General features: G+C 43.2%; 20 protein-coding genes, 1 other RNA gene and 1 other annotated feature. Of the genes, 17 read left to right on the forward strand and 4 right to left on the reverse strand.

Features of this window, described 5'->3' with window-relative positions; genetic code table 11:
- Positions 1-81 precede the first annotated feature (81 nt).
- The 5 genes from secDF (at position 82) to dtd (ending at position 8342) form a co-directional block, all read left to right on the forward strand.
- The gene (gene secDF, locus ACQKKK_RS01725) at positions 82-2343 is read left to right on the forward strand and encodes a protein translocase subunit SecDF (RefSeq protein WP_427613619.1); all 2262 of its coding nucleotides are present in this window, start codon (positions 82-84) and stop codon (positions 2341-2343) included.
- A gap of 145 nt (positions 2344-2488) precedes the next feature.
- Positions 2489-4864 (forward strand): single-stranded-DNA-specific exonuclease RecJ, encoded by a 2376-nt coding sequence (recJ, locus tag ACQKKK_RS01730; RefSeq protein WP_427613621.1) that lies wholly within the window; start codon positions 2489-2491, stop codon positions 4862-4864.
- The gene (locus ACQKKK_RS01735) at positions 4855-5367 is read left to right on the forward strand and encodes an adenine phosphoribosyltransferase (RefSeq protein WP_427613623.1); all 513 of its coding nucleotides are present in this window, start codon (positions 4855-4857) and stop codon (positions 5365-5367) included. The genes recJ and ACQKKK_RS01735 overlap by 10 nt, the downstream gene beginning before the upstream one ends.
- Positions 5368-5684: 317 nt before the next feature.
- Positions 5685-7883 carry a RelA/SpoT family protein gene (locus tag ACQKKK_RS01740; RefSeq protein WP_427613625.1) on the forward strand — a complete coding sequence of 733 codons (2199 nt, stop codon included), beginning with the start codon at positions 5685-5687 and terminating at the stop codon, positions 7881-7883.
- 15 nt (positions 7884-7898) lie between these two features.
- Positions 7899-8342 carry a D-aminoacyl-tRNA deacylase gene (gene dtd / locus ACQKKK_RS01745; protein WP_427613626.1) on the forward strand — a complete coding sequence of 148 codons (444 nt, stop codon included), beginning with the start codon at positions 7899-7901 and terminating at the stop codon, positions 8340-8342.
- Between the two features lie 83 nt (positions 8343-8425).
- Here dtd and ACQKKK_RS01750 read toward each other — a convergent pair whose 3' ends face one another.
- Positions 8426-10198 (reverse strand): SH3 domain-containing protein, encoded by a 1773-nt coding sequence (locus ACQKKK_RS01750; RefSeq protein WP_427613627.1) that lies wholly within the window; start codon positions 10196-10198, stop codon positions 8426-8428.
- A gap of 128 nt (positions 10199-10326) precedes the next feature.
- On the opposite strand from ACQKKK_RS01750, the gene ACQKKK_RS01755 reads away from it, so the two are divergent.
- From ACQKKK_RS01755 to ssrS, 4 genes are all read left to right on the forward strand, one after another.
- Positions 10327-10500 carry a hypothetical protein gene (locus ACQKKK_RS01755; RefSeq protein WP_427613628.1) on the forward strand — a complete coding sequence of 58 codons (174 nt, stop codon included), beginning with the start codon at positions 10327-10329 and terminating at the stop codon, positions 10498-10500.
- Between the two features lie 79 nt (positions 10501-10579).
- Positions 10580-10819 (forward strand) — a binding site (T-box leader).
- Positions 10820-10916: 97 nt separating this feature from the next.
- Positions 10917-12188 carry a histidine--tRNA ligase gene (gene hisS, locus ACQKKK_RS01760; protein ID WP_427613629.1) on the forward strand — a complete coding sequence of 424 codons (1272 nt, stop codon included), beginning with the start codon at positions 10917-10919 and terminating at the stop codon, positions 12186-12188.
- A gap of 12 nt (positions 12189-12200) precedes the next feature.
- The gene (gene aspS, locus ACQKKK_RS01765) at positions 12201-13970 is read left to right on the forward strand and encodes an aspartate--tRNA ligase (protein WP_427613630.1); all 1770 of its coding nucleotides are present in this window, start codon (positions 12201-12203) and stop codon (positions 13968-13970) included.
- 86 nt (positions 13971-14056) lie between these two features.
- A non-coding RNA gene (ssrS, locus tag ACQKKK_RS01770) (6S RNA) lies at positions 14057-14242 on the forward strand.
- A 49-nt stretch (positions 14243-14291) separates the two neighbouring features.
- Here ssrS and ACQKKK_RS01775 read toward each other — a convergent pair.
- A complete protein-coding gene (locus ACQKKK_RS01775; RefSeq protein ID WP_427613631.1) occupies positions 14292-14630 on the reverse strand; it encodes a hypothetical protein in 339 nt (112 codons plus the stop codon).
- Positions 14631-15061: 431 nt separating this feature from the next.
- Here ACQKKK_RS01775 and ACQKKK_RS01780 point away from each other — a divergent pair, with 431 nt between their 5' ends.
- Positions 15062-16033: an NERD domain-containing protein gene (locus ACQKKK_RS01780; RefSeq protein ID WP_427613632.1), complete on the forward strand. Its 972-nt coding sequence runs from the start codon at positions 15062-15064 to the stop codon at positions 16031-16033.
- Here the strand turns inward: ACQKKK_RS01780 and ACQKKK_RS01785 are convergent.
- Positions 16019-16279: a hypothetical protein gene (locus ACQKKK_RS01785; protein WP_427613634.1), complete on the reverse strand. Its 261-nt coding sequence runs from the start codon at positions 16277-16279 to the stop codon at positions 16019-16021. The genes ACQKKK_RS01780 and ACQKKK_RS01785 overlap by 15 nt on opposite strands.
- A 180-nt stretch (positions 16280-16459) precedes the next feature.
- Between ACQKKK_RS01785 and ACQKKK_RS01790 the strand changes: the two genes are divergently transcribed.
- The 7 genes from ACQKKK_RS01790 (at position 16460) to ACQKKK_RS01820 (ending at position 23689) form a co-directional block, all read left to right on the forward strand.
- Positions 16460-17566, forward strand: a complete 1107-nt coding sequence (locus ACQKKK_RS01790; protein ID WP_427613635.1) for a M20 family metallopeptidase — start codon at positions 16460-16462, stop codon at positions 17564-17566.
- Between the two features lie 111 nt (positions 17567-17677).
- On the forward strand, positions 17678-18439 hold the full coding sequence (locus tag ACQKKK_RS01795) for a tRNA threonylcarbamoyladenosine dehydratase (RefSeq protein ID WP_427613636.1): 762 nt from the start codon (positions 17678-17680) through the stop codon (positions 18437-18439).
- Between the two features lie 590 nt (positions 18440-19029).
- Positions 19030-20208, forward strand: a complete 1179-nt coding sequence (locus ACQKKK_RS01800) for an ABC transporter substrate-binding protein (protein ID WP_427613637.1) — start codon at positions 19030-19032, stop codon at positions 20206-20208.
- A 165-nt stretch (positions 20209-20373) separates the two neighbouring features.
- On the forward strand, positions 20374-21252 hold the full coding sequence (locus tag ACQKKK_RS01805) for a branched-chain amino acid ABC transporter permease (RefSeq protein ID WP_061464210.1): 879 nt from the start codon (positions 20374-20376) through the stop codon (positions 21250-21252).
- 13 nt (positions 21253-21265) lie between these two features.
- The gene (locus tag ACQKKK_RS01810) at positions 21266-22228 is read left to right on the forward strand and encodes a branched-chain amino acid ABC transporter permease (protein ID WP_427613638.1); all 963 of its coding nucleotides are present in this window, start codon (positions 21266-21268) and stop codon (positions 22226-22228) included.
- A complete protein-coding gene (locus tag ACQKKK_RS01815; protein WP_427613639.1) occupies positions 22203-22982 on the forward strand; it encodes an ABC transporter ATP-binding protein in 780 nt (259 codons plus the stop codon). Before ACQKKK_RS01810 ends, ACQKKK_RS01815 begins: the two co-directional genes overlap by 26 nt.
- Positions 22982-23689, forward strand: coding sequence for an ABC transporter ATP-binding protein (locus ACQKKK_RS01820; RefSeq protein ID WP_427613641.1), 708 nt, complete (start codon positions 22982-22984; stop codon positions 23687-23689). Before ACQKKK_RS01815 ends, ACQKKK_RS01820 begins: the two co-directional genes overlap by 1 nt.
- Here ACQKKK_RS01820 and ACQKKK_RS01825 read toward each other — a convergent pair.
- Positions 23686-23895, reverse strand: a complete 210-nt coding sequence (locus ACQKKK_RS01825) for a hypothetical protein (RefSeq protein ID WP_427613642.1) — start codon at positions 23893-23895, stop codon at positions 23686-23688. The genes ACQKKK_RS01820 and ACQKKK_RS01825 overlap by 4 nt on opposite strands.
- Between the last annotated feature and the right edge of the window lie 136 nt (positions 23896-24031).

Below are 24031 nucleotides of genomic sequence, written 5' to 3' on the forward strand. Positions count from 1 at the left end.
GCAATTATCATATAAACAAAAAAAGTCAGTTTTTTTTTAACTTCAGGAACAGGCGTATTATAGAAAGGGGCCTACTACATAATGGTAAAAAGAAGCAGGGTCGTTGCGTTTTTTCTAATCGTACTTTTGATTTTCGCAGCGATGGGAACGACTTCAAAAGGAATCCTAAAGGATATCAAGCTGGGACTTGATCTTCAAGGCGGTTTTGAAGTGTTATATGAAGTAAAACCGCTGTCTGGGGGAAAGGTTACTCCGGAAGTTTTGAAAGCTACAGTGAGCTCCCTTGAGAGGCGTGTCAATGTATTAGGTGTCAATGAACCTAGTATTCAAATTGAAGGGAAGGACAGGATCCGTGTCCAATTGGCCGGAGTTAAAGACCAAAATAAAGCTCGGGAAATCCTTTCGACCCAAGCTAAATTATCCTTCCGTGATTACAACGATAAGGAAATGATGACTGGTGCTGACCTGAAAGAAGGGGGCGCGAAACAAACGTTCCAAGAAAATAAACCGGTTGTTGAAGTCACATTGAAAGATGTGAATAAGTTTAAAGAAATCACTCAAAAAATTTCCTCGATGGAACGTCCGACAAATGTACTTGCAATCTGGTTGGATTTCGAGGAAGGAAAAGATTCCTTTAAAGATCCGGCTTCACAGGACAATATGATATCCGCTCCAGCTGTCAGTGAAGTTTTTAATACGAAGAAGGTATTTATCACTGGTCAATTTTCGTTGGAAGAAGCGAAAGAGCTTGCAGCCCTTCTGGATGCAGGTGCCCTGCCTGTTGATCTAAAGGAAAAGTACTCCACTTCTGTAGGTGCTCAATTTGGTGCAGGTGCACTAAATGATACTATTTTTGCAGGAATCATCGGAATTGCACTTGTTTTCATCTTCATGCTTGTGTATTACCGTTTCCCTGGATTCATTGCAGTCGTCACTTTAAGCATATACCTTTTCTTGACGCTATTGGTGTTCGATTGGATGAATGCAGTCCTTACGCTGCCTGGTATTGCGGCATTGGTACTCGGGGTCGGGATGGCTGTCGATGCCAACATCATAACCTACGAGCGGATCAGAGATGAATTGAAACTTGGCCGTTCGGTAAAAGCAGCCTATAAAGAAGGTACGAAAAATTCACTGGCTACGATCATGGATGCCAACTTAACGACCTTGCTGGCTGCGGCTGTTCTGTTCTATTTTGGAACAAGTTCCGTTAAAGGGTTTGCGACCACTTTAATCATTTCGATTTTAATGAGTTTCATTACAGCCGTCTATGGTACACGTCTTTTCATGAGCCTGTGGGTGAATAGCGGGTTCCTTGACAAACGGACATCATGGTTTGGCGTGAAGAAGAAATACATTCACGATTTATCCGAGAAAATTAATTTAATGTCATTGCCAACACGCTTTGATAAAATCGATTTCGTCAAACATCGGAAAGTTTTTTATAGCATTTCAATCGGTGTAACGATTATCGGGATCATTTTCCTGCTCGTCTTCAGATTGAATCTAGGTATTGATTTCACGAGCGGTACCCGGATTGAGATTGCGTCCAAAGATGTCTTGACGACCCAACAAGTCGAAACCGAGATGGTCAAGGTCGGTATTGACGCGAAGGATATCAAGGATGTCAGGCTCGCTGGAAAAGAAAATAAAAATGCTGTCGTTCGGACAGTCGGTGTGCTTAATAAACAGGAAATCGCAAAATTGAAGGACCATTTCAAGGAAGATTACGGAGCAGAACCGAATGTTAGCACCGTATCCCCGACAGTTGGAAAAGAACTTGCGAAAAATGCCATGAAAGCATTAGCGATAGCATCACTCGGAATCATTTTGTATGTATCGATACGATTTGAATGGCGAATGGCTGTACCTGCTGTCGTCGCGCTTATACATGACGCATTCTTTATTATTACGATCTTTAGTGTACTTCGACTTGAAGTGGATATCACTTTCATTGCTGCGGTTCTGACGATCGTCGGTTATTCGATCAATGATACGATTGTAACCTTTGACCGTATTCGTGAAAACTTACGCTTCAGTCGTAAAGTCAAAACCGTTGAAGAGCTTGAGAATATTGTAAATATCAGTATCAGGCAGACTTTGACAAGATCCATTAACACAGTACTAACTGTTCTCATTACGGTTATCGCGTTGATGATCTTCGGTAGTGAAGCTATCCGAAACTTCTCCATTGCCTTGTTTATCGGTTTAATATGCGGCGTGTATTCATCGCTATTGATTGCTTCTCAATTGTGGCTTGATTTAAAAATAAGGGAATTGAAGAAGAAAGGTCCGCTGAACACCGCAAAAGAAAAGAAACAAAGTCTTGAAGGACAAGTTTAATAGCTGAGAGGAGGCTGGCATGATGCCAGCCTTCTTTTTGTGAGACCAGCTTATTGAATAGGGAATTACAGCCATAACTGAGTTTAAAATAAAATTGAAACCGGTATATTCGTTTTGTATAATAAGTAAGTTGAGGGGTGAATTCATGTTAAAACCAAAAACTCGGTGGAACTTGCGAACTGCCGATGAAAACAAAGTTGCTGTACTAGCTGAAGAGCTTCATATCACACCTTTGGTTGCAGCTCTGCTTGTGAATCGAGGCCTAGATACGATTGAAAGTGCCCGATCATTTTTATTTGTAAAAAATCAAACTTTTCATGATCCATTTTTACTCAAAGATATGGATAAAGCAGTATATAGAATAAGAGAAGCCATTCAAAATGGAGAAAAAATACGGATTTTCGGTGATTATGACGCAGATGGCGTGACATCGACCACAGTGATGATGACGGCGCTAACGAGGTTGGGGGCCGATGTGGATTTTTATATCCCGAATCGGTTTACAGAGGGCTATGGTCCGAATCCGATGGCGTTCCGCCTTGCAGCTGAGCAAGGGGTGAAGGTGTTAATAACCGTCGATACCGGAATTTCTGCAGTCGATGAAGCGAAACTTGCCGGCGAGCTTGGCATGGATTATATTTTGACCGATCACCATGAACCGGGACCGGAATTGCCTGAGGCATTGGCAATCATACATCCTAAACTTGAGGACAGTTCCTATCCATTTGAAGATCTTGCCGGAGTAGGTGTCGCTTTTAAGCTGGCACACGCTTTGCTAGGGGAATTGCCAGAGGATTTGCTTGAAATAGCGGCCATCGGCACCATTGCGGATTTAGTGCCTTTACAAGGGGAAAATCGCCTCATCGCTGCGAAAGGGATCGAGCAGTTGCGTTTGACTGGCCGTCCGGGGCTTGTTGCCCTAATGAAAGTGGCAAATGTTCAGCAGGAAGCATTGAATGAAGAATCGATCGGTTTTGCGATGGCACCGCGGATCAATGCAGTCGGACGACTTGGAGATGCCGACCCCGCTGTGGATTTATTGATGTCTGAAAACCTGGAAGAAGCGACGGAACTTGCCAATGAAATCAATGATATCAATAAAGAACGGCAGGCAATGGTTGCAGCAATGGCGGAAGAAGCGATTGCTGAAGTCGAGGAGAATTTCCCGCCGGAGTCAAATGGTGTGCTCATCATCGGCAGGGAAGGCTGGAACGCCGGAGTTGTGGGGATTGTGGCCTCTAAACTTGTTGAACGCTTTTACCGGCCCACGATTGTATTGAGCTATGACCGGGAAAAGGGATACGCCAAAGGTTCTGCCCGGAGCATCGCCGGTTTCGATCTTTTTGAAAGTCTTTCCACCTGCCGCGAATTACTGCCTCATTTTGGTGGACATCCGATGGCTGCTGGAATGACATTGAAAATTGAAGATGTTCAGGAGCTTAGGGACCGCATGAACTTGATTGCGAAGGAACAACTGAACGAAGAGGACTTCACACCCATTACAAATTTGGACGGGGCTACGACTTTAGCTGAAGTTTCCATACAAACGATTCAGGAGATGAGCCTGCTGGCGCCATTTGGGGTTACGAATCCTAAGCCGAAGATTTTGATCGATTCCGTACAACTTTCAAGTGTCCGCAAAATTGGTGCAAACCAAAATCATTTGAAAGTGCAGCTAGAAGATGGTGAAAATCATAAACTTGATGGAGTGGGGTTCGGTCTCGGTCATTTTGTGGATGAAATAGCTCCGCACGCTGAAGTCTCAGTGATTGGAGAGCTTTCCATCAATGAGTGGAATAATATGAAAAAACCCCAGATTTTTGTCCAGGATGTCTCAGTAAACCATTGGCAGTTATTCGATTACCGCGGCAAGGGTCAGGCTGAGAAGTGGCTTGCTGACATTCCGGCACAAAACCGGAAGATCGTCATTTTCTCGGAAGATATTTATAGTAGATATCCATTTTTACAAAACCATCCCGATCTCATTCATATCAAAAATGGACAGGATGCAGATCAGCTCGACTGCTTCGAAGGACATGTGGTATTTATGGACATGCCACCGTTAAGGGAATATTTGAAAAGGGTGATTGCCAATAAGAATCCATCGCGTATTTACGCTCACCTTTCCCATGAACAGGACCATTTCTTAAGTACGATGCCAACAAGGGACCATTTTAAATGGTTTTATGCCTTCCTCGCCAAAAAGGGCCCGCTCGATGTGAAAAGATATGGTGATGACCTTGCCAAGTACCGCGGCTGGTCAAGAGATACCGTGGATTTCATTTCTAAGGTGTTTTTTGAGCTTGATTTTGTTACAATAGAGAATGGGTTAATCATGCTCACGACCAATGCGAAAAAACGCGATCTCAGTGAATCTGAATCGTATATAAGAAAGAAAGAGCAATTTGAGCTTGAACAAGAGCTTGTTTATTCTTCCTATCAGCAATTATTCGATTGGTTCAATCATTATTTAGTTCATGAGGCAACAGACCTTGAGGAGGAAACAAAGCAATGGATTTAAAGCAATATGTAACAATTGTACAAGACTGGCCGAAACCGGGTATTGTCTTCAAAGATATTACAACATTAATGGATAACGGCGCAGCTTATAAATACGCAACAGACCAAATCGTCGAGTACGCCCGCGATAAAAATATCGATTTAGTGGTCGGACCGGAAGCACGCGGATTCATTATCGGATGTCCAGTCGCATACTCATTGGAAGTGGGCTTTGCACCAGTGAGAAAAGAAGGAAAACTTCCGCGTGAAACGATAAAAGCCGAATATGGTTTAGAATATGGCAAGGATGTTTTGACAATCCATAAAGATGCCATTAAACCGGGACAGCGTATCCTGATTACGGACGATTTACTTGCAACAGGCGGTACAATCGAAGCGACGATCGATTTGGTTGAACAGCTTGGCGGAATTGTTGCCGGGATTGCATTCCTTATTGAATTGACGGACTTGGATGGTAAAGATAAATTAGACGGCTATGATGTCTTGACATTAATGAGCTTTTAATAAAGAAGAGCACTCTGACCAGGGTGCTCTTTCTGTTTAACTCGATTTAACGGGATTTTGTCGAATTTCCAGTGAAAAAATGCAGTATTCTTCATAAAATACACGTTTAACCCTTTACATCCTAGGCTTTTTTTTCGATAATAGTAATAATAAAGAGTTTTTCTGCTAATAAGTTTATTTGCACTTGCATCCGTTTTAAGCGGATTTATTTTTTTTCGCAAAAATTGTCACGTTTTGCAGAATAAAGGGAAGTGCTACCAATCATACTCAATCCGGATCATATCCGGTGGCAGTTAAAGTGGGGTTAAGGTGATTAAATGGCTAATGATCAAATATTGACTGCCGAGCAGGTTGTAGAACGGGCCAGCTTATATCTTCAGCCGGAAGAAGCTGAATTTATTCATAGAGCGTATAAGTATGCAGAGTATTCTCACCGAGAACAATTCCGTAAATCGGGAGAGCCGTATATTATTCATCCGATTCAAGTGGCGGGCATTCTTGCTGATCTAGAAATGGACCCTGCAACTATTGCGGCAGGTTTTTTACATGATGTTGTTGAAGACACGGAGATCACTCTAAAGGATATTGAAGAAAACTTCAGTCCTGAAGTCGCCATGCTCGTAGATGGCGTGACCAAATTAGGGAAAATCAAGTATAAATCACAGCAAGAGCAACAGGCGGAAAACCATCGGAAAATGTTTGTGGCGATGGCCCAGGATATTAGGGTCATCTTGATCAAGCTTGCTGACAGACTGCACAATATGCGGACATTGAAGCATTTGCCGCAGGAAAAGCAGAGAAGGATATCGAACGAGACGCTGGAAATTTTCGCACCGCTTGCCCATCGTCTTGGTATCAGTACGATTAAATGGGAACTTGAAGATACTGCACTAAGGTATTTGAATCCTCAGCAGTATTACCGAATCGTTAACCTGATGAAGAAAAAGCGTGCAGAACGTGAACAGTATCTGGAAGAAGTCATTGATGAAGTGCGTAAAAACGTTGAGGAAGTCAACATTAAGGCTGACCTTTCCGGCAGACCGAAACATATATACAGCATTTATCGAAAAATGGCTTTGCAAAATAAGCAGTTCAGCGAAATTTATGATTTGCTTGCAGTCCGGATCGTCGTCAATAGCATAAAAGATTGCTATGCCGTTTTAGGGATCATCCATACATGCTGGAAGCCGATGCCTGGCCGATTTAAAGACTATATCGCCATGCCTAAGCCAAATATGTATCAATCGCTCCATACGACGGTGATCGGACCGAAAGGCGATCCGCTCGAAGTGCAGATCCGTACTTCTGATATGCATCGCATTGCGGAGTTCGGGGTTGCCGCGCATTGGGCTTATAAAGAAGGTAAAGATGTCGGTGAACAGCCTTCATTAGAAGAAAAATTGACTTGGTTCCGGGAAATTCTTGAATTCCAGGATGACGCGACAAATGCCGAGGAATTCATGGAATCACTTAAAATTGATCTTTTTTCTGATATGGTATTCATTTTCACACCAAAAGGCGATGTCATCGAACTGCCATCAGGATCCAACCCGATTGATTTTGCTTACCGGATTCACTCGGAAATCGGAAACAAAACGATCGGTTCCAAAGTGAACGGGAAAATGGTACCGCTGGATTATAAACTGAAAACTGGCGACATCATTGAAATCTTGACATCTAAGCATTCATATGGTCCAAGTCAGGACTGGCTTAAACTCACTCAAACATCTCAAGCGAAAAATAAGATCCGCCAATTTTTCAAAAAGCAGCGCCGAGAAGAAAATATCGAAAAAGGCAAAGAGCTTGTTGAAAAGGAAATCAAGGATATGGAGTTCGAGCTGAAAGAAATCCTGACTGTCGAGAACATCAAGCGTGTTGCAGATAAATTCAATTTCCTGAATGAAGAAGATATGTATGCAGCAGTCGGATATAACGGAATAACAGCACTTCAGGTGGCTAACCGCCTTACCGAAAAATGGCGTAAGCAAAAAATGGTCGAGCAAGAAGCGGATATTTCAGAAGCGGTAGCAGATCTGAAAACCTTTTCTAATTCATCTAAAAAACGTGACTCAGGTGTACGGGTACCGGGGATTGATAACCTGCTTATCCGTTTATCGCGCTGTTGCAATCCAGTTCCCGGGGATGAAATCGTTGGTTATATAACCAAAGGCCGTGGAGTTTCAGTCCATAGACAAGACTGCCCGAACCTGGAAAGCGGGGATTCCGATCATCGCCTGGTACCGGTTGAATGGGAAAGCACGATTAACGAACGCAAGGAATACATCGTTGAAATTGAAATCAGCGGGTATGACCGTCGCGGCTTATTAAACGAAGTGCTGCAAGCCGTCAATGAAACCAAGACCAACATTTCAGCGGTCTCGGGTAAATCCGACAGGAATAAGGTGGCGACCATTCACATGTCGATTTATATTCATAACATTGCCCATTTACAAAAGGTCGTTGACCGTATAAAACAAATTTCAGATGTTTATTCCGTTAGAAGGATAATGAACTAAGGAGTTTTTATTACCATGCGTGTTGTTTTACAACGTTCCAAAGCCGCAAAAGTCGTTGTGGCAGACCAAATAATCGGTCAAATCGACAGCGGGCTCGTTCTGTTGGTTGGTGTCACCCATGGGGATACCATCGATGACGCCGCATATTTGGCCGATAAGATTGTCAATCTCAGAATATTTGAAGATGAAAATGAAAAGATGAACCACTCACTATTGGAAGTGGGAGGTTCGATTTTATCCGTTTCGCAATTCACCCTATATGGCGATTGCCGTAAAGGCCGTCGACCGAACTTCATGGACGCCGCCCGTCCTGAAAAGGCGAATCAAATATATGAAGCATTTAACGAGGAACTCCGGAAAAAGGGCGTCCATACGGAAACAGGTCAATTCGGTGCCATGATGGACGTTCAGCTTACTAATGATGGTCCCGTTACATTAATACTGGAAAGCAAAAAATAACCTGCTGCGGCAGGTTTTTTGTTTTTAGAAAATCAGTGGCGGCGAAATGAAAAGCCAGCTTCGTATGGGAAGCTGGCTCGTCTTTATTTGAAATATCGCGCCAATCCATTATAAATGGCGGATGTGACTTTTTCTTGATACTCATTCGATGTTAACGTCAATTCTTCCACTGGATTACTTAAATAACCTAGTTCAATAAGTGTAGCTACCCGTTTGTTTTCACGGATAACATGAAAATTCCCGTATCGTGATCCACGGTTGGGCACCTGCATGGTGGAACCGAGTGAATTGGCCAGTGTAGTGGCCAATGAACGTTGGTAGCCATGATAGTAGTATGTTGTTATCCCGCTGGTGATCTGGTCCTTGGTGCTATCATAATGGAGGCTGATGAAAGCATCCGCGTTATGGATATGTGAGGTGCCGACCCGGGAAGGGAGCGGCACATAGGTATTGCCGCTTCTGGTCAATATCACTTTGGCCCCTGCGGCCTGAAGTTTGTCCCGCAGCAACTCGGCCGTCCGGATTGTCAAGTTTTTTTCAAGAGTGCCACCGACCCCAACTGTACCGCTATCCCTGCCGCCATGGCCGGGATCGATAACGATTGTTTTATCCTTTAAATATTTTTCAACCCCAGGGCGTTGGATCTGCTCGGAATTCCCTTCAATCGTCACGATCCACCCCGCAACATAAGCGGTTTTCCCGTTCTTTAGTTTAATCGAATACCAGTCGCCTTCCATACCTGTTGCGGAAAACGTTTCTCCTTCATTGGCCTGCTTCACGATTTCCGAGTTGCCATCAGGCTCACTTCTAAGAATCGTTCCATCATGAATGATGGTAATCTTGTTTCCTTTTGCCTCAATCCTCTTTTCCCTTGGCGTTTGTTCAACATTCTCTTTTTCCAAGTACCAACTCACGACCCAGCCCTTTTTTGAACCGGAAAGCTGGATCTGCGTCATTTTTCCCTTTGTTTGTAAGACAGCGTAAGTCTCATCTTTGTTCACCGAACCGATGACCTTGCTGTTTAGAGATGCATCTTTCCGAACATTTAAACCTGTTGCGGTCACCCTTGCAGTGGCTCCTGCCGAATTGATTTTCGTATCACCTTTATCTTGGCTTATTTGTATGTAAGGTTCAGCTACCCAACCGCGGACGCCTTGGAAATCAATTTCTGCCCATTCATTTTCAATGCGATAAACGGTCACTGACGTATCTTTATTTATCTTTCCGAGCGTAGCGCTGCTTCTAGATGGTTCCGAACGGACATTGAGCCGGTCCACCAAAGTGACTCCTGTTTTTACGGATTGTTTCGTTGCTTCTTTTTTCTTAGGTGAAACTTTCTTCGCTGCATTATCGGAAGCGGCGGGAAGCTTAAGGTAATCAGAAGAGACCCAGCCTTCAAGATCCGATGTTTTGACTTTTATCCAATTTTCATTCTTTTCAATGATGTCGACAGCTGTTCCTTCATTCAAGGAGCCAACCGTTTGAAATGTTGTGCCGGGACCTGTACGGACGCGGACGGAGCTGCCTGATATCACTCCTTGTCCGGATTCCTTTTTGACCAGGTTGGTGTTCGAATCCGATGTTCTTTCCACTAACCAATTGGCAACCCATCCAGTTTTACCGATGCCGATCCGGATTTCGATCCAGTCACCATCTTCTTTCAGGATTGGATAGGATTCCCCTTTTTCTAATTTTTTCACGATAGGGAAACTGAGACCCGCGCCTTCACGGACATTGACCACTTTGGACGTTACGATAATTTCCCCTTCATCTTTTCCGAAAGCGTGATCGACGGGGAAAATTGCTGCCATAATCAGCATTAGGATCAGGCCGAATAAACCCGATTTCTTCTTCATAAGTTGTCTCTCCCTTTTAATGTCTATATGTATGTATTCTCGTTCAACAAAAAATTTCCTCTTTCCCTGTGCAAAAAACATTTTTTTTAGGAAAGAATAAAGCTTATATAACTCTAGGAGGGAACTACATGAAATTCAGCGAAAAAGATCAAACGAGCTTAAGCGGAGGCAATCAAGTATTAGGTGTCGATTTTCACGATTTCATCCAGAAGGAACAAAGCTCAAACCTTGTTGAATTGGCATCCGAATTCGGGGTCAATGTCCGGACGATCAAAAATTTGAAAAAACATTTTAACCGATAAAACGCGACAAAATACTGAAGCCTGCCTTGACATTTGAAGTTAACGTCCGTATGATTATAAAATATCAGACTAATTACTGCAATAACCAATGATGGAGAAGAGTAATTAAGAAACACATGGAAAGAGAGGAAATGCCGAGGCTGAAAGCATTCCACATGATGACTTAATGAAAGAACCCTCCGTAGGCTTCACTCCGAACGGATTTTTTCTTAATAGGAGATGGACGTAAAACAGGCGTTAACTGTTTTTGAGCGGGGCACTTATTTTTTGTGCTTCAACTAGGGTGGCACCACGGGATATTCAAACTCTCGTCCCTTGTAACGGATAAGTTACAAGGGACGGGAGTTTTTTGTTTGGAAAAAATCAGTATAGCGCCGTATCAGAAAGGGCGCCTTGCTTTAAAGGAGGAAACATATATGTCTATTCAAATTCCTAGAGGTACCCAGGATTTATTGCCTGGACAAACGGAAATTTGGCAGTATATCGAAAAGACAGCGCGTGAGATTTGTCAGCGTTACCAATATAAAGAAATCCGCACACCGATTTTCGAGCACACGGAATTATTTTTACGTGGTGTAGGGGATACAACAGATATCGTACAAAAAGAGATGTATTCATTTCAAGATCGCGGTGAAAGGAATCTAACCCTTCGTCCGGAAGGCACCGCATCGGTTGTACGGTCTTATATCGAGAACAAAATGTTCGGGTGGGCCAATCAACCGGTCAAGCTTTATTATATCGGGCCGATGTTCCGTTACGAACGTCCACAAGCAGGCCGCTTCCGTCAGTTCGTTCAATTCGGCATCGAAGCTTTAGGAAGTAAGGATCCGGGAATCGATGCAGAGGTTCTGTCACTTGCGATGAACCTGTACAAAGAACTTGGATTGAAAAAGCTGAAACTTGTGATCAACAGCCTTGGTGATAAGGAAAGCCGGACAGCGCATCGGAATGCATTAATCAAACATTTTGAACCTCGTATTGGCGAGTTTTGCAGTGATTGTCAAAATCGTCTGGAAAAAAACCCATTGCGTATCCTGGATTGCAAAAAAGATCGCGATCACGAATTGATGAACACGGCGCCATCCATCATTGAATATTTAAATGATGAATCCCGTATTTATTTCGATAAGGTTAAACAGCATCTTACGGACTTGGAAATCGAATTCGTCGAGGATCCGACGCTAGTGCGGGGCTTGGATTACTATAATCATACCGCTTTTGAAATCATGAGTGATGCAGAGGGCTTTGGCGCCATTACAACACTTTGTGGAGGCGGCCGATATAACGGGCTGGCTGAAGAACTTGGCGGGCCGGAAACACCCGGAATCGGCTTTGCGCTTAGCATTGAACGCCTGATTGCAGCACTGCAAGCGGAAAACATCGAGCTTCCGATCAAAAAGGGTATTGACTGCTATCTTGTTTCATTAGGTGAAACGGCCAAGGATTATACCGTCAAACTTGCCCATCAATTGCGGAATGCCGGTTTTACTGTTGAAAAAGACTATCAAGACCGTAAAGTGAAAGCTCAATTTAAATCAGCCGACCGCCTTGAAGCGAGATATGTGGCGACACTCGGTGATGAGGAATTGGCAAATAATAAAATCAACGTGAAGTTCATGGAAACCGGTGAACAAGTCCAAATGGATCTTGCCACATTCGTTGAACAATTCAAAAAGCTACAGGCTTAAGGGGGAAATACCATGTTTGGCAGAACATACTTCAATGGTGAAGTGACAGAAGCAGCTATTGGTGAAAAAGTAACATTAAAAGGATGGGTACAAAAACGTCGGGATTTGGGCGGGGTCATCTTTATCGACCTTCGTGACAGAAGCGGAGTCGTCCAAGTCGTTTTCAATCCGGACATTTCGGCAGAAGCCTTGGCCACAGCTGAAAAGATCCGTAATGAATATGTCCTTGATATCCAAGGGACAGTCATCAAACGGGAGGAAGCAAACTTCAACCCGAATGTAACAACAGGTACGGTCGAAGTTCAAGCCGAAAACGTTACAATTTTAAATGAAGCTAAAACCCCTCCGTTCATCATTGATGAAAGAACGGATGTTTCTGAAGATATCCGCTTGAAATACCGTTATTTGGATTTGCGCCGTCCAGCGATGTTCGAAACGTTGAAAATGCGTAACCAAACAACAAAAGCAATCCGTGATTTCTTGGACGGTGAAGGCTTCCTAGATATCGAAACACCTATCTTAACGAAAAGTACACCTGAAGGAGCACGTGATTATTTAGTGCCTAGCCGTGTACACGAAGGTGAGTTCTATGCACTTCCGCAATCACCGCAAATCTTCAAGCAGCTATTGATGGTATCCGGTTTCGAGCGTTATTATCAAATTGCCCGCTGTTTCCGTGATGAAGATTTACGTGCCGACAGACAGCCTGAATTCACGCAAATCGATATTGAAACAAGCTTCATGAGCCAAGAAGATATCATTAACACCGCAGAAAACATGATGGCTAAAGTGATGAAAGACGTTAAAGGGCTTGACGTAACACTGCCATTCCCAAGAATGACATATAATGAAGCGATGGGCCGTTATGGTTCCGACAAACCGGATACACGTTTCGGAATGGAACTTAAAGACGTATCTGAAATCGTCAAAGACAGCGACTTTAAAGTATTCACTGGCGCCGTTGCAAGCGGCGGACAAGTTAAAGCGATCGTCGTCAAGGACGGAAATGCGGATTATTCCCGTAAAGATATTGATGGATTGGCTGAATTTGCAGCGATTTACGGTGCAAAAGGCCTTGCATGGCTGAAAGTTGAAGAAGACGGAGTAAAAGGACCAATCGCTAAATTCTTCGCAGAAGATCAAGAGCAATTAGTATCCGTAGTGGAAGCTGAAGTGGGCGATCTAATCTTATTCGTTGCAGATAAGAAAGGCGTAGTCGCCGATGCACTTGGAGCACTTCGCAACAAGCTTGGTAAAGAAAGAGGCTTGATCGATCAAAGCAAATTCAACTTCCTATGGGTGACGGACTGGCCATTATTTGAATATGACGAAGAAGAAGGACGCTACTATGCAGCACACCATCCATTCACAATGCCATTCCGTGAAGACATGGACAAACTGGAATCAGACCCAGCAAGCGTCCGTGCACAAGCATATGACCTTGTCTTGAACGGCTACGAACTTGGCGGCGGATCACTGCGTATTTTCGAACGCGACGTTCAGGAAAAAATGTTCAAAGTCCTTGGATTCTCAGAAGAAGAAGCAAACGCACAATTCGGCTTCCTAATGGATGCATTCGAATACGGAACGCCACCACACGGCGGAATCGCCCTTGGATTGGACCGTATGGTCATGCTGCTTGCAGGCCGCACGAACCTTCGAGACACCATCGCGTTCCCGAAAACAGCAAGCGCAAGCGACCTGCTGGTTGACGCACCAAGTGCTGTAAGTGACAAGCAATTGGCCGAACTTAGCCTAAGGCTTGCTGCACTAAAAAAATAATGAATTTGGGAAAAATATGAAAAAATACCTAGATGCTTTCTCTTGAAACAGAGTTAAGCATTATGATATGATGTTTTCAAGAAGTAAGGGTCCTGATGTGTTCGTTCTTTAACCTATAAGTTTTGACCGAACACTTATAGTTACCGGGAGCACTAGTTTCCTGGCCGCGTAAATGCCTCCCTCGAAGAGGACTTACAAACGCGAGGAACCGAGCACCCACCTGCGGAGAGCGGGTTCAAAACAAAGGCGTAAACGGCACAATTGGGACTCTTACACCTTACAAAGCAACTCATGTTAAATAAACATGGGTTTTTTTGTGCGTTAAAATAGTGAAGAATGGTAACTTACAAATAAATGGCGTGAACTAACGAGGTAGCGTGAAATTACGAGTAAATGTGGTGAATTCACGAGTAAAAGGCTTGAATTCACGAGTAAAGAGCGAAAATTCACGAGTAAAAGGAGTAAACTCACGAGTAAATGGCTTGAATTCACGAGTAAAGAGTGCAAACTCACGAGTAAAAGGCTTGAATTCACGAGTAAAGAGTGCAAACTCACGAGTAAAAGGCTTGAATTCACGAGTAAAGAGCGCAAACTCACGAGTAAAAGGGGTAAACTCACGAGTAAAGGGCGCAAATTCACGAGTAAAAGGGGTAAACTCACGAGTAAATGACTAAACTCGCGGATAATGGCGTGAAATTACGAGTAAAGAGCGTGAATTTACGAGTAATGGCGTGAATTCACGAGTAAAGAGTGCAAACTCACGAGTAATGGCTGAATTCACGAGTAAAGAGTGCAAATTCACGAGTAAAAGGCTTGAATTCACGAGTAAAGAGCGCAAATTCACGAGTAAAAGGGGTAAACTCACGAGTAAATGACTAAACTCGGGGAGAATGGCGTGAAATTACGAGTAAAGAGCGTGAATTTACAGTGAAAAGTGTGAATTCTAGACCAAATAGCAAAAATACACGAGTTTAGAAACAAATCTCACGAATTAAACAGAGCAAACTCATAGTAAAATACTGATTTTCATTTTCCCAGCAGGAAAAGAAGGCTTTAATAAAGAAGCTAAAAGAGAAGGAGTTGACGAATGAATGCTAAAACCGTGTGAAAAGCCTATAAAAATGCTCAAACTGGAGGCATTAAGCAGGAGGCTAACATCAAACCATCCAAAACAGGAACAGATAAGGAACGATTTCCGGAAAATTCGTACAGGGTTTAGCGGTGAGCGGAGTATTGGAAATGAGTTGAAGGATCTTCCAAAAGAATATCGAGTATTACATGATTTGAGGTTAGGTAACGATGGGGGCCGTTATTTTCAAATGGATTTCCTTATAATCACCCGGAATTACTGTATCATCATCGAAGTGAAAAACTTTGCGGGAATGCTCTATTTTGATCGCACTTATCCTCAATTGATTCGGACAAAAGATGGACAGGAACAAGCTTATCTGGATCCATTAATCCAAGTAGACGTGCAAAAATCCTGCTTAATGGATTGGCTCACTTTTCATAACTTTCCCTCGCTACCGATTGAAACGCTCATTGCTAATGCAAACTCGAATACCATCATAAGGACTACCCCAGGTTTTACCCCCATTTTCAAAAAAATTACGGGAAAAGAAACTCTGATCTCCAAGATTCATACCATTGAAGAAAAGTATCCTTCTGCGCAGTTGACCCAAAGGCAGAGCAATAAACTTTCGAACACATTGTTGCAAAAAAATACCCCATATAATCCGGATATACTTGAATGGTATCAAATTGATGATAAAAATCTGCTTAATAGCGTTCAATGCCCTGATTGTTCAGCTCTCCATATGCAATATCACTGGGGCAAATGGTCATGTGGTCAATGTTCTTACGCCTCCAAGGATGCCCACATTCAAACTCTTCGTGATTATGCCCTCCTCATAGAGCCCAAAATTACGAACCAACAAGCACGGCTCTTATTACAAATAGATTCTATCGATATCATGCAACGAATGCTATCTGCTCTGGAATTGCCCTATTTGGGGCAATATAAAAATAGAGTATATAGACTTGATGGATTAATTCACGAGTAAAGTGCCTAAATTCACGAGTAATCGCCCCAAATTCACGAGTAAAGTGCCTAAACTCACGAGTAAACGCCCCAAACTCACGAGTAAAGTGCCTAAACTCACGAGTAATCGCCCCAAACTCACGAGTAAAGTGCCTAAACTCACGAGTAATCGCCCCAAACTCACGAGTAAAGTGCCTAAACTCACGAGTAAACGCCCCAAACTCATGAGTAAAGTGCTCAAACCCACGAGTAAACGCCTCAAACTCATGACCAAACCCAATTTCTATCGAGTAAGTCTTCAGTATTCTCGATTAAACTTAAATATCCCCATTTAAGTAACATTCCGCAGTATAGATTCGTAAATTATAGTAAGGTTGAAATAATAATCAGCCAAGGATAGAAAGTAGTGAGGGCTTTGAAGGATTTATTGAATGCAAAGAGGAAGGAAATGCTTCAATTAGTGGAGCAGCTAGTGAATATAGATAGTGGTTCCCATACGAAAAAGGGTATTGATGAAATTAGTTCGATTTTAAAAACGAAATTTGAAAGCTTGGATTTTATTGTGGATACGGTTGAACAGCAGAAATATGGCAATCAGCTGGTCATCCAGCATCGTGACGCGCATCAGCCGCATATTGTTGTCGTCGCACATATGGATACGGTTTTCCCAGAAGGGACAGCCCAAAAACGGCCTTTTAAAGTGAAGGGAAATCGGGCTTACGGTCCTGGTGTAGCTGATATGAAGGCTAGTTTGGTTTTGCTTTTTTATGCGATCCTTTGTTTGAAACAAACGGGGCAGGCAGGCTATAAGCATATCCAAATCATTCTCAATAGTGATGAAGAGATCGGGTCTCCGTCGTCCGCTTCACTCATATCGGAAAAGGCGGCCAATAAGAAGTTCGCGTTAATTCTTGAACCGGCAAGGGCGGATGGTTCACTGGTCACGGCAAGAAGGGGCTGCGGGCAATTTAAAATGGATATAACGGGGGTGGCCGCCCATTCAGGGATCGAACCGGAAAAGGGTCGAAGTGCAATTGAAGAATTGGCTCATAAAATCATCGCCTTACACCAATTGAATGATCAAAAGAAAGGAATCAGCGTTAATGTCGGCATGATTGAAGGAGGTTCTGCTGTCAATATCATCGCTTCCCATGCGGCCGCTTTTGTGGATGTGCGGATCTCTGAAAAAAGGCAAGAAGGCATCATCCTCAAACAATTGAAAAAAATCTGCGCTGAAACCTATATTCCAGGGACGAAAACGGTATTAAGCGGGAAAATGGACCGGTCTCCCATGGAAAAGAACGAGAAAACGAATTTGCTTTTAGAGACTATCCGTCAGTCTGGAAAGGAAATTGGCATCCAAATAACAGATACGGCCACGGGTGGAGGATCAGATGCTTCTTTTACTTCAGAATTGGGTATAGCGACAGTGGATGGACTCGGGCCCATTGGAGGGAATGCACATAGTGATGAGGAGTATTTGGATATTCCCAGCCTGACAGAACGGACTCACCTGCTGGCTACCATCCTTCAAAAATTATCAAAAATGACCTAGTACATTAATTCCGATTAGACTGCTCATATTTCGCTTGTCATAAATGATGTTTATGATATATTGTTAAATGGGAAGCTAAATAAGAACAGAATTTATTGGAGTTGAATATATATGCTGCATCAGTTTTCACGAAATGAATTAGCAATTGGCAAGGAAGGCATCGATATACTGAAAAACACGACCGTTGCTGTCCTGGGTGTGGGAGGCGTAGGTTCTTTTTCAGCTGAAGCATTGGCACGCACGGGAGTCGGCCGTATTATTCTTGTGGATAAGGACGATGTCGACATAACTAATGTAAACAGGCAGATTCATGCACTATTATCAACAGTCGGTCAACCGAAAGCGGAATTGATGAAAAATCGCATTCAAGACATCAATCCTGACTGCGAAGTGATCGCCCTGAAAATGTTCTATACAGAAGAAACGTTTGAGGAATTCTTCAGCTATGGCCTGGATTATGTCATTGATGCATCCGATACGGTCATTTATAAGATACATGTGATGAAGGAATGCCTGAAACGGAATATCAAGGTGATTTCAAGCATGGGGGCCGCTAATAAAATGGATCCTACGCGTTTCCAAATTGCCGATATCTCCAAAACGCATACAGATCCGCTTGCAAAGGTCATTCGTACTAGATTGCGTAAAGAAGGCATCACAAAGGGAGTTCCCGTAGTCTTCTCGGACGAAAGCCCGATTGTCATTCGTGAGGATGTCCGGAAAGAAGTCGGCAATGATGAGGCAAAAATCCGTAAAGCCCAAATGCCGCCATCTTCGAATGCTTTCGTACCATCTGTAGCTGGCTTAATTGCGGCAAGCTGGGTAATCAATGATATTCTAAAAGACATTGAAGTTCGCCGTGTAAACGATTGATAATAAGTTGACTGACTCTATAGGGGTCAGTTTTTTTTTGTCTAAACCATATCATATAGACGGGGACGAAAAAAAGAGAAGGACCGGGCAAAAATGCCAACTTATACGACAGGAGATTCATGCATGATTTTATGCATCCAAAAGGGAATTATTCAAATTTGATATAGGAATTAAGACTAAAAAGGAGCTTGGGAACTGGGTTTAATTCCCTATCGGTATAAAAGTATTTTGGTAAAAATGTAATTAATAGGATGTTTAAAATATGAGATTGAATAAAATTTTTTGGTCAATAAATGATGATTTTACAATTTCAACATAATTAAATTATCAGTTTTTTCTGATAATACCCTTTATTTTCGCAATATTTAAAATATACAAAGATAAAAATGACATTTTCCTCCCTATGAAAAATATACTATTTAGCGAAATATGCTCATAATTATTGTATGGACGGAATGAAAATTATGCGGTAAACTATTTTTCGAAATATTAATTTAATTTGAAAAATTTCATCTAATTAATTTTTTCTGGGGCATCTTGAATAAATATTCATGCATCAGAGCTATGATTACAAAATGGGGGGATTATTTATGAAGAAGAAAAAATTAGCAGGGGCATTCCTTTCTCTAACACTTGCTGCAGGAGTTCTAGCGGGTTGTTCCGGCTCCGGTTCATCAGATAAAACAAGCGGGGACGGTGAAACGATCAAGATCGGTGTCAACCTTGAATTATCAGGCGGTGTAGCCTCATATGGTCAATCAATTGCAGAAGGCCTGGAACTTGCGACTGCAGAAATCAATAAAGAAGGCATTGACGGAAAAAAAATCAAACTAATAAAAGTCGATAATAAATCTGAAGCTTCAGAAGCGACTAGCGCCGCAATCAAGCTGACATCACAAGATAAGGTTGCAGCGATCGTGGGTGCAGCGACAAGCACGAACTCGATTGCACAAGTGCAGATTGCACAAGATAATAAAGTGCCGGTCATCTCACCTTCTGGTACAAGCCCTGAAATCACTTTCAGCAAGGATAAATTGAATGATTACATTTTCAGGACCAGCTTCATCGATCCTTTCCAAGGAACGGTTGCTGCAAATTTTGCCACTAAAGAAATCAAAGCGAAAAGTGCGGCCATCTATATTGACAGCGCAAGTGATTATTCAAAAGGATTAGCTGCAGCCTTTAAAGAACAATTCGAAAAAAATGGCGGAAAGATCGTAACTCAGGAATTTTACATTGCGAAGGATACGGATTTCCGTTCCACATTGACTCGTTTGAAATCGGCAAAACCTGATTTCATCTTCCTGCCTGGTTACTATGAGGAAGCTGGTCTGATCGTGAAGCAGGCGCGTGAAACTGGACTTGATGTCCCATTCATGGGCGGAGACGGCTGGGACTCTCCTAAGCTAGTTGAAATTGCCGGTGCAAAAGCGCTAAATAACACGTTCATAACGAACCATTATTCTTCAGGCGACCCTGATGAGAAAATTCAGAAATTTGTGTCATCTTTTAAAGCGAAGTACAAAGATAAATCCCCGGATGCATTTAACGCTCTAGGATATGACACAGGATACTTCCTTGCCGATGCGATCAAACGTGCCGGTTCAGCCGATTCAGAAAAAATTAAAGAAGCGCTGGAAAAAACGAAAAACCTTGAGCTTGTAACGGGTACTTTTACATTGGATGAAAAACATAATCCGATCAAATCCGCTACCATCCTTGAATTTAAAGAGGGAAAACAAGTATTTAACACAAAAATCAATCCTTAATTTCGGAGAACAACTCCAACCCTTTCGCCGGCCCTTCGTCATATAAGAAGGTGCTGGCGAATTCTCATTTTTCAGGTATACCAGGTCACTGAACTTCCCCTTGGCGGAATGCAAAGAGTCTGGATTATCACATTACAAAATTAGATTTTTCAAGGAGAGTCGAACATGGAATTAATACAGCAGTTAATAAACGGGGTTTCACTAGGAAGTATTTATGCCCTTATCGCTCTCGGTTATACGATGGTTTACGGGATTGTTAAATTGATAAACTTTGCACATGGTGATGTCTTCATGGTCGGCTCATTCGTTGGATTTTACTCGATAACGGTTCTGGATCTTTCATTTGTGCCCGCTCTATTAATCTCGATGACGATCTGTGCGCTCTTTGGAGTGATAATCGAGCGCATCGCATACAAGCCATTACGAAACGCTACGCGTATTGCAGCACTTATCACTGCCATCGGGGTCTCCCTTTTAATCGAATACGGATTCATCTACGTCCGGGGTGCACAGCCGGAGGCTTACCCGAATGATGTATTGCCGACGGACAAGTTCAATATCTTTGGAGTTTCCATCAATAGTCAATCGGTTTTGATTTTTGGAGTGGCTGTAGTCCTGATGATCATTCTTCAAATCATCGTTCATAAAACAAAAATAGGAAAAGCCATGCGAGCCGTTTCATTCGATGCGGATGCAGCCAAGCTGATGGGGATAAATGTTAATAACACGATTTCTGCAACCTTTGCAATCGGTTCCGCTTTAGCTGGGGCAGCGGGCGTCATTTTCGGCATTTATTATATTAAAATCGAACCGCTTATGGGTGTGCTTCCGGGGTTGAAGGCATTTGTCGCCGCCGTACTTGGAGGGATCGGGATTATACCGGGCGCCATGGTCGGAGGCTTATTACTTGGTGTCATCGAGGCTTTGGTCAGTGCCGCCGGTTACTCATTATGGCGTGATGCGGTAGCCTTCGTCGTACTGATTCTTATCTTGATTTTCATGCCACAAGGCTTATTCGGTAAAAACAAAAAAGAAAAAGTATAGGGGAGACAAAGCAATGACTACATTTAAGCGAGCAAAAGGTTTTTGGCTCTCGATTTTACTATCATTGATCTTTTTCGCCGTAGTTCAAGTGTTAATCGGCGGCGGATCGCTAAATCCTTTTTATCAAAATACGCTCATGTTCATCGGAATCAATATCATTCTGGCAGCGAGCCTTCACTTGATCATCGGGATAACAGGGCAGTTTTCCATTGGACATGCTGGATTCCTGGCAGTCGGTGCCTATGCTTCAGCCGTAATGACCATGAAGCTGGAAATGCCTTTTGTTGCAGCATTGATTGTGGGCGGTTTGGCGGCAGCGTTGGCAGGATTAATCATCGGAATCCCAAGCTTACGTTTAAAAGGTGACTACTTGGCGATAGCAACACTTGGTTTTGGGGAAATTGTCCGGATCGTGCTTTTGAATATCGATTATGTTGGCGGGGCAAGCGGGATGCAGGTATCCCATTTGACCACTTGGCCTTGGGTATTCGCCTCCGTTATCGTTACGATCATCGTCATCAGGAATTTCACAAGTTCGACACATGGCAGAGCCTGCATATCGATCCGTGAGGACGAGACGGCTGCCGATTCGATGGGGATCAATACGACCTATTACAAAGTTGTCGCGTTTGCGATCGGGGCCTTTTTCGCCGGAATTGCTGGCGGGCTTTACGCTCATAACTTCTACATCATCCAGCCATCCAACTTCGGATTCCTAAAATCATTCGATATCTTGATCTTAGTTGTACTTGGCGGCCTTGGAAGTCTTTCAGGAGCCGTATTGGCGGCCATCTTACTGACTGTGGTCACGACTTTCCTCCAGGATTATCCTGAAACGCGAATGATCATTTACAGTCTTGTGCTAATCGTCATGATGATCTATCGTCCACAAGGTTTAATGGGGACAAAAGAAATAACATCCATGTTCAAACGTAAAGGAGGCAGCAGCCATGGAAATAAAAACACCGCTGCTTAAAGTCGATTCGGTCGGCATCCAGTTCGGGGGGCTAAAAGCCGTTTCCGATGTTAACGTCGAGCTGTACCCTGGGGAATTGGTTGGCTTGATTGGACCGAACGGAGCCGGAAAAACGACTTTTTTCAACTTACTGACAGGGGTATACGTCCCGACGGAGGGAACGATTTCTTTAGAAGGGGAGGACTTGAGAAAAAAGCCTCCATATAAAATTACGCAAAAAGGCATCAGCCGGACATTCCAGAACATTCGCTTATTCAGTGAACTATCCGTGATCGATAATGTAAAGGTGGCCTATCATTCCCTTTCGAAGCATAGCATTTTAAGCTCGATCTTCCGAATGCCGATCCATTTTAAAGGCGAAAAGGAAATGAATGAAAAGGCGATTGAGTTCCTGAAGATTTTCAACCTTGATCAATATATGGATGAAAAGGCGAAGAACCTGCCATATGGCAAACAAAGACGTTTGGAAATTGCCCGTGCACTTGCAGCCAACCCGAAACTGCTTTTGCTGGATGAACCGGCAGCGGGAATGAACCCTCAGGAAACGCACGAGCTCATGAACCTGATTGCCCTCATCCGTGAGAAATTTGATTTGACCGTATTATTGATAGAACATGATATGCCGCTCGTCATGGGTGTTTGCGAACGCATATATGTACTCGATCACGGACAGCTGATTGCTCAAGGTAAGCCAGAGGAAATCCGTAACAATCCAAAAGTCATCGAGGCCTATCTGGGCGAGGAGGTTTCATAATGTTAAAAATCGAGGACATCAACGTCTATTATGGAAACATTCAAGCCTTGAAAGGAATCTCGCTTTCTATTAATGAAGGTGAAATCGTTACCCTGATCGGGGCAAACGGAGCGGGGAAAAGCACGATGCTGAAAACCATTTCCGGACTGTTAAAACCAAAACAGGGGAAAATCATGTATGAAGGGCTATCCATCGGCGGAAAGGCCGCACAATCCATTGTGAAAATGGGTATTTCCCATGTACCTGAAGGCCGGCGTGTATTTGCTAATATGACCGTTGAAGAGAACCTTCAGCTTGGTGCCTATTTACGCAAAGATAAGGCTGGCATCAAGCAGGACATGGAGAAAGTCTATGAATTATTCCCGCGTTTGCTTGAGCGCCTGAAACAGCAATCCGGAACCCTTTCCGGCGGGGAACAGCAAATGCTCGCAATGGGCAGGGCACTCATGGCCAAGCCCCGGCTTCTGCTGTTGGACGAGCCATCCATGGGACTCGCCCCATTATTGGTGAAGCAAATCTTTCATATCATCGAAGAAATCAATAATACAGGTACAACGATTCTGCTGGTCGAACAAAATGCCAACCTGGCCCTATCCATCGCGGACAGAGCCTATGTTGTTGAAACCGGCCGAATTGTCCTATCGGGCAAATCTGAGGAACTGACCGCAAGCGAAGAAATCAAGAATGCCTATTTAGGAGGACATTAAACCGCTTTATACACTGTAGGCAAACTCGTTAATAATTGAGTTTGCCTTTTGAGGCTTTTAAAATTTGACCGTTGATTGGAACGTAGGGCACTCGCTTTCCGCGGGAGGTCCGCCCTCGGCGCCTTTGCGCCTGCGGGGTCTCCCTTGGACGCGTATTCCTGTAGGAGTCTGGTACCTTCCGTTCCAATCAACTTTGTTTTAATCATTTAGATAGAACCACTTTTGAAACCGCTTAGCGGTTTTTTTCTTTTGGAAAATATGTAAATTTACTAGATAAAAAGGTTAGTAAAACCAAATCACTCGGTATACAATCTAGTTAGGAATAATAGTAGAATGGGTTCA

The sequence above is a fragment of the Peribacillus sp. NPDC006672 genome (assembly GCF_050274955.1).
Classification (GTDB): Bacteria; Bacillota; Bacilli; order Bacillales; family DSM-1321; genus Peribacillus.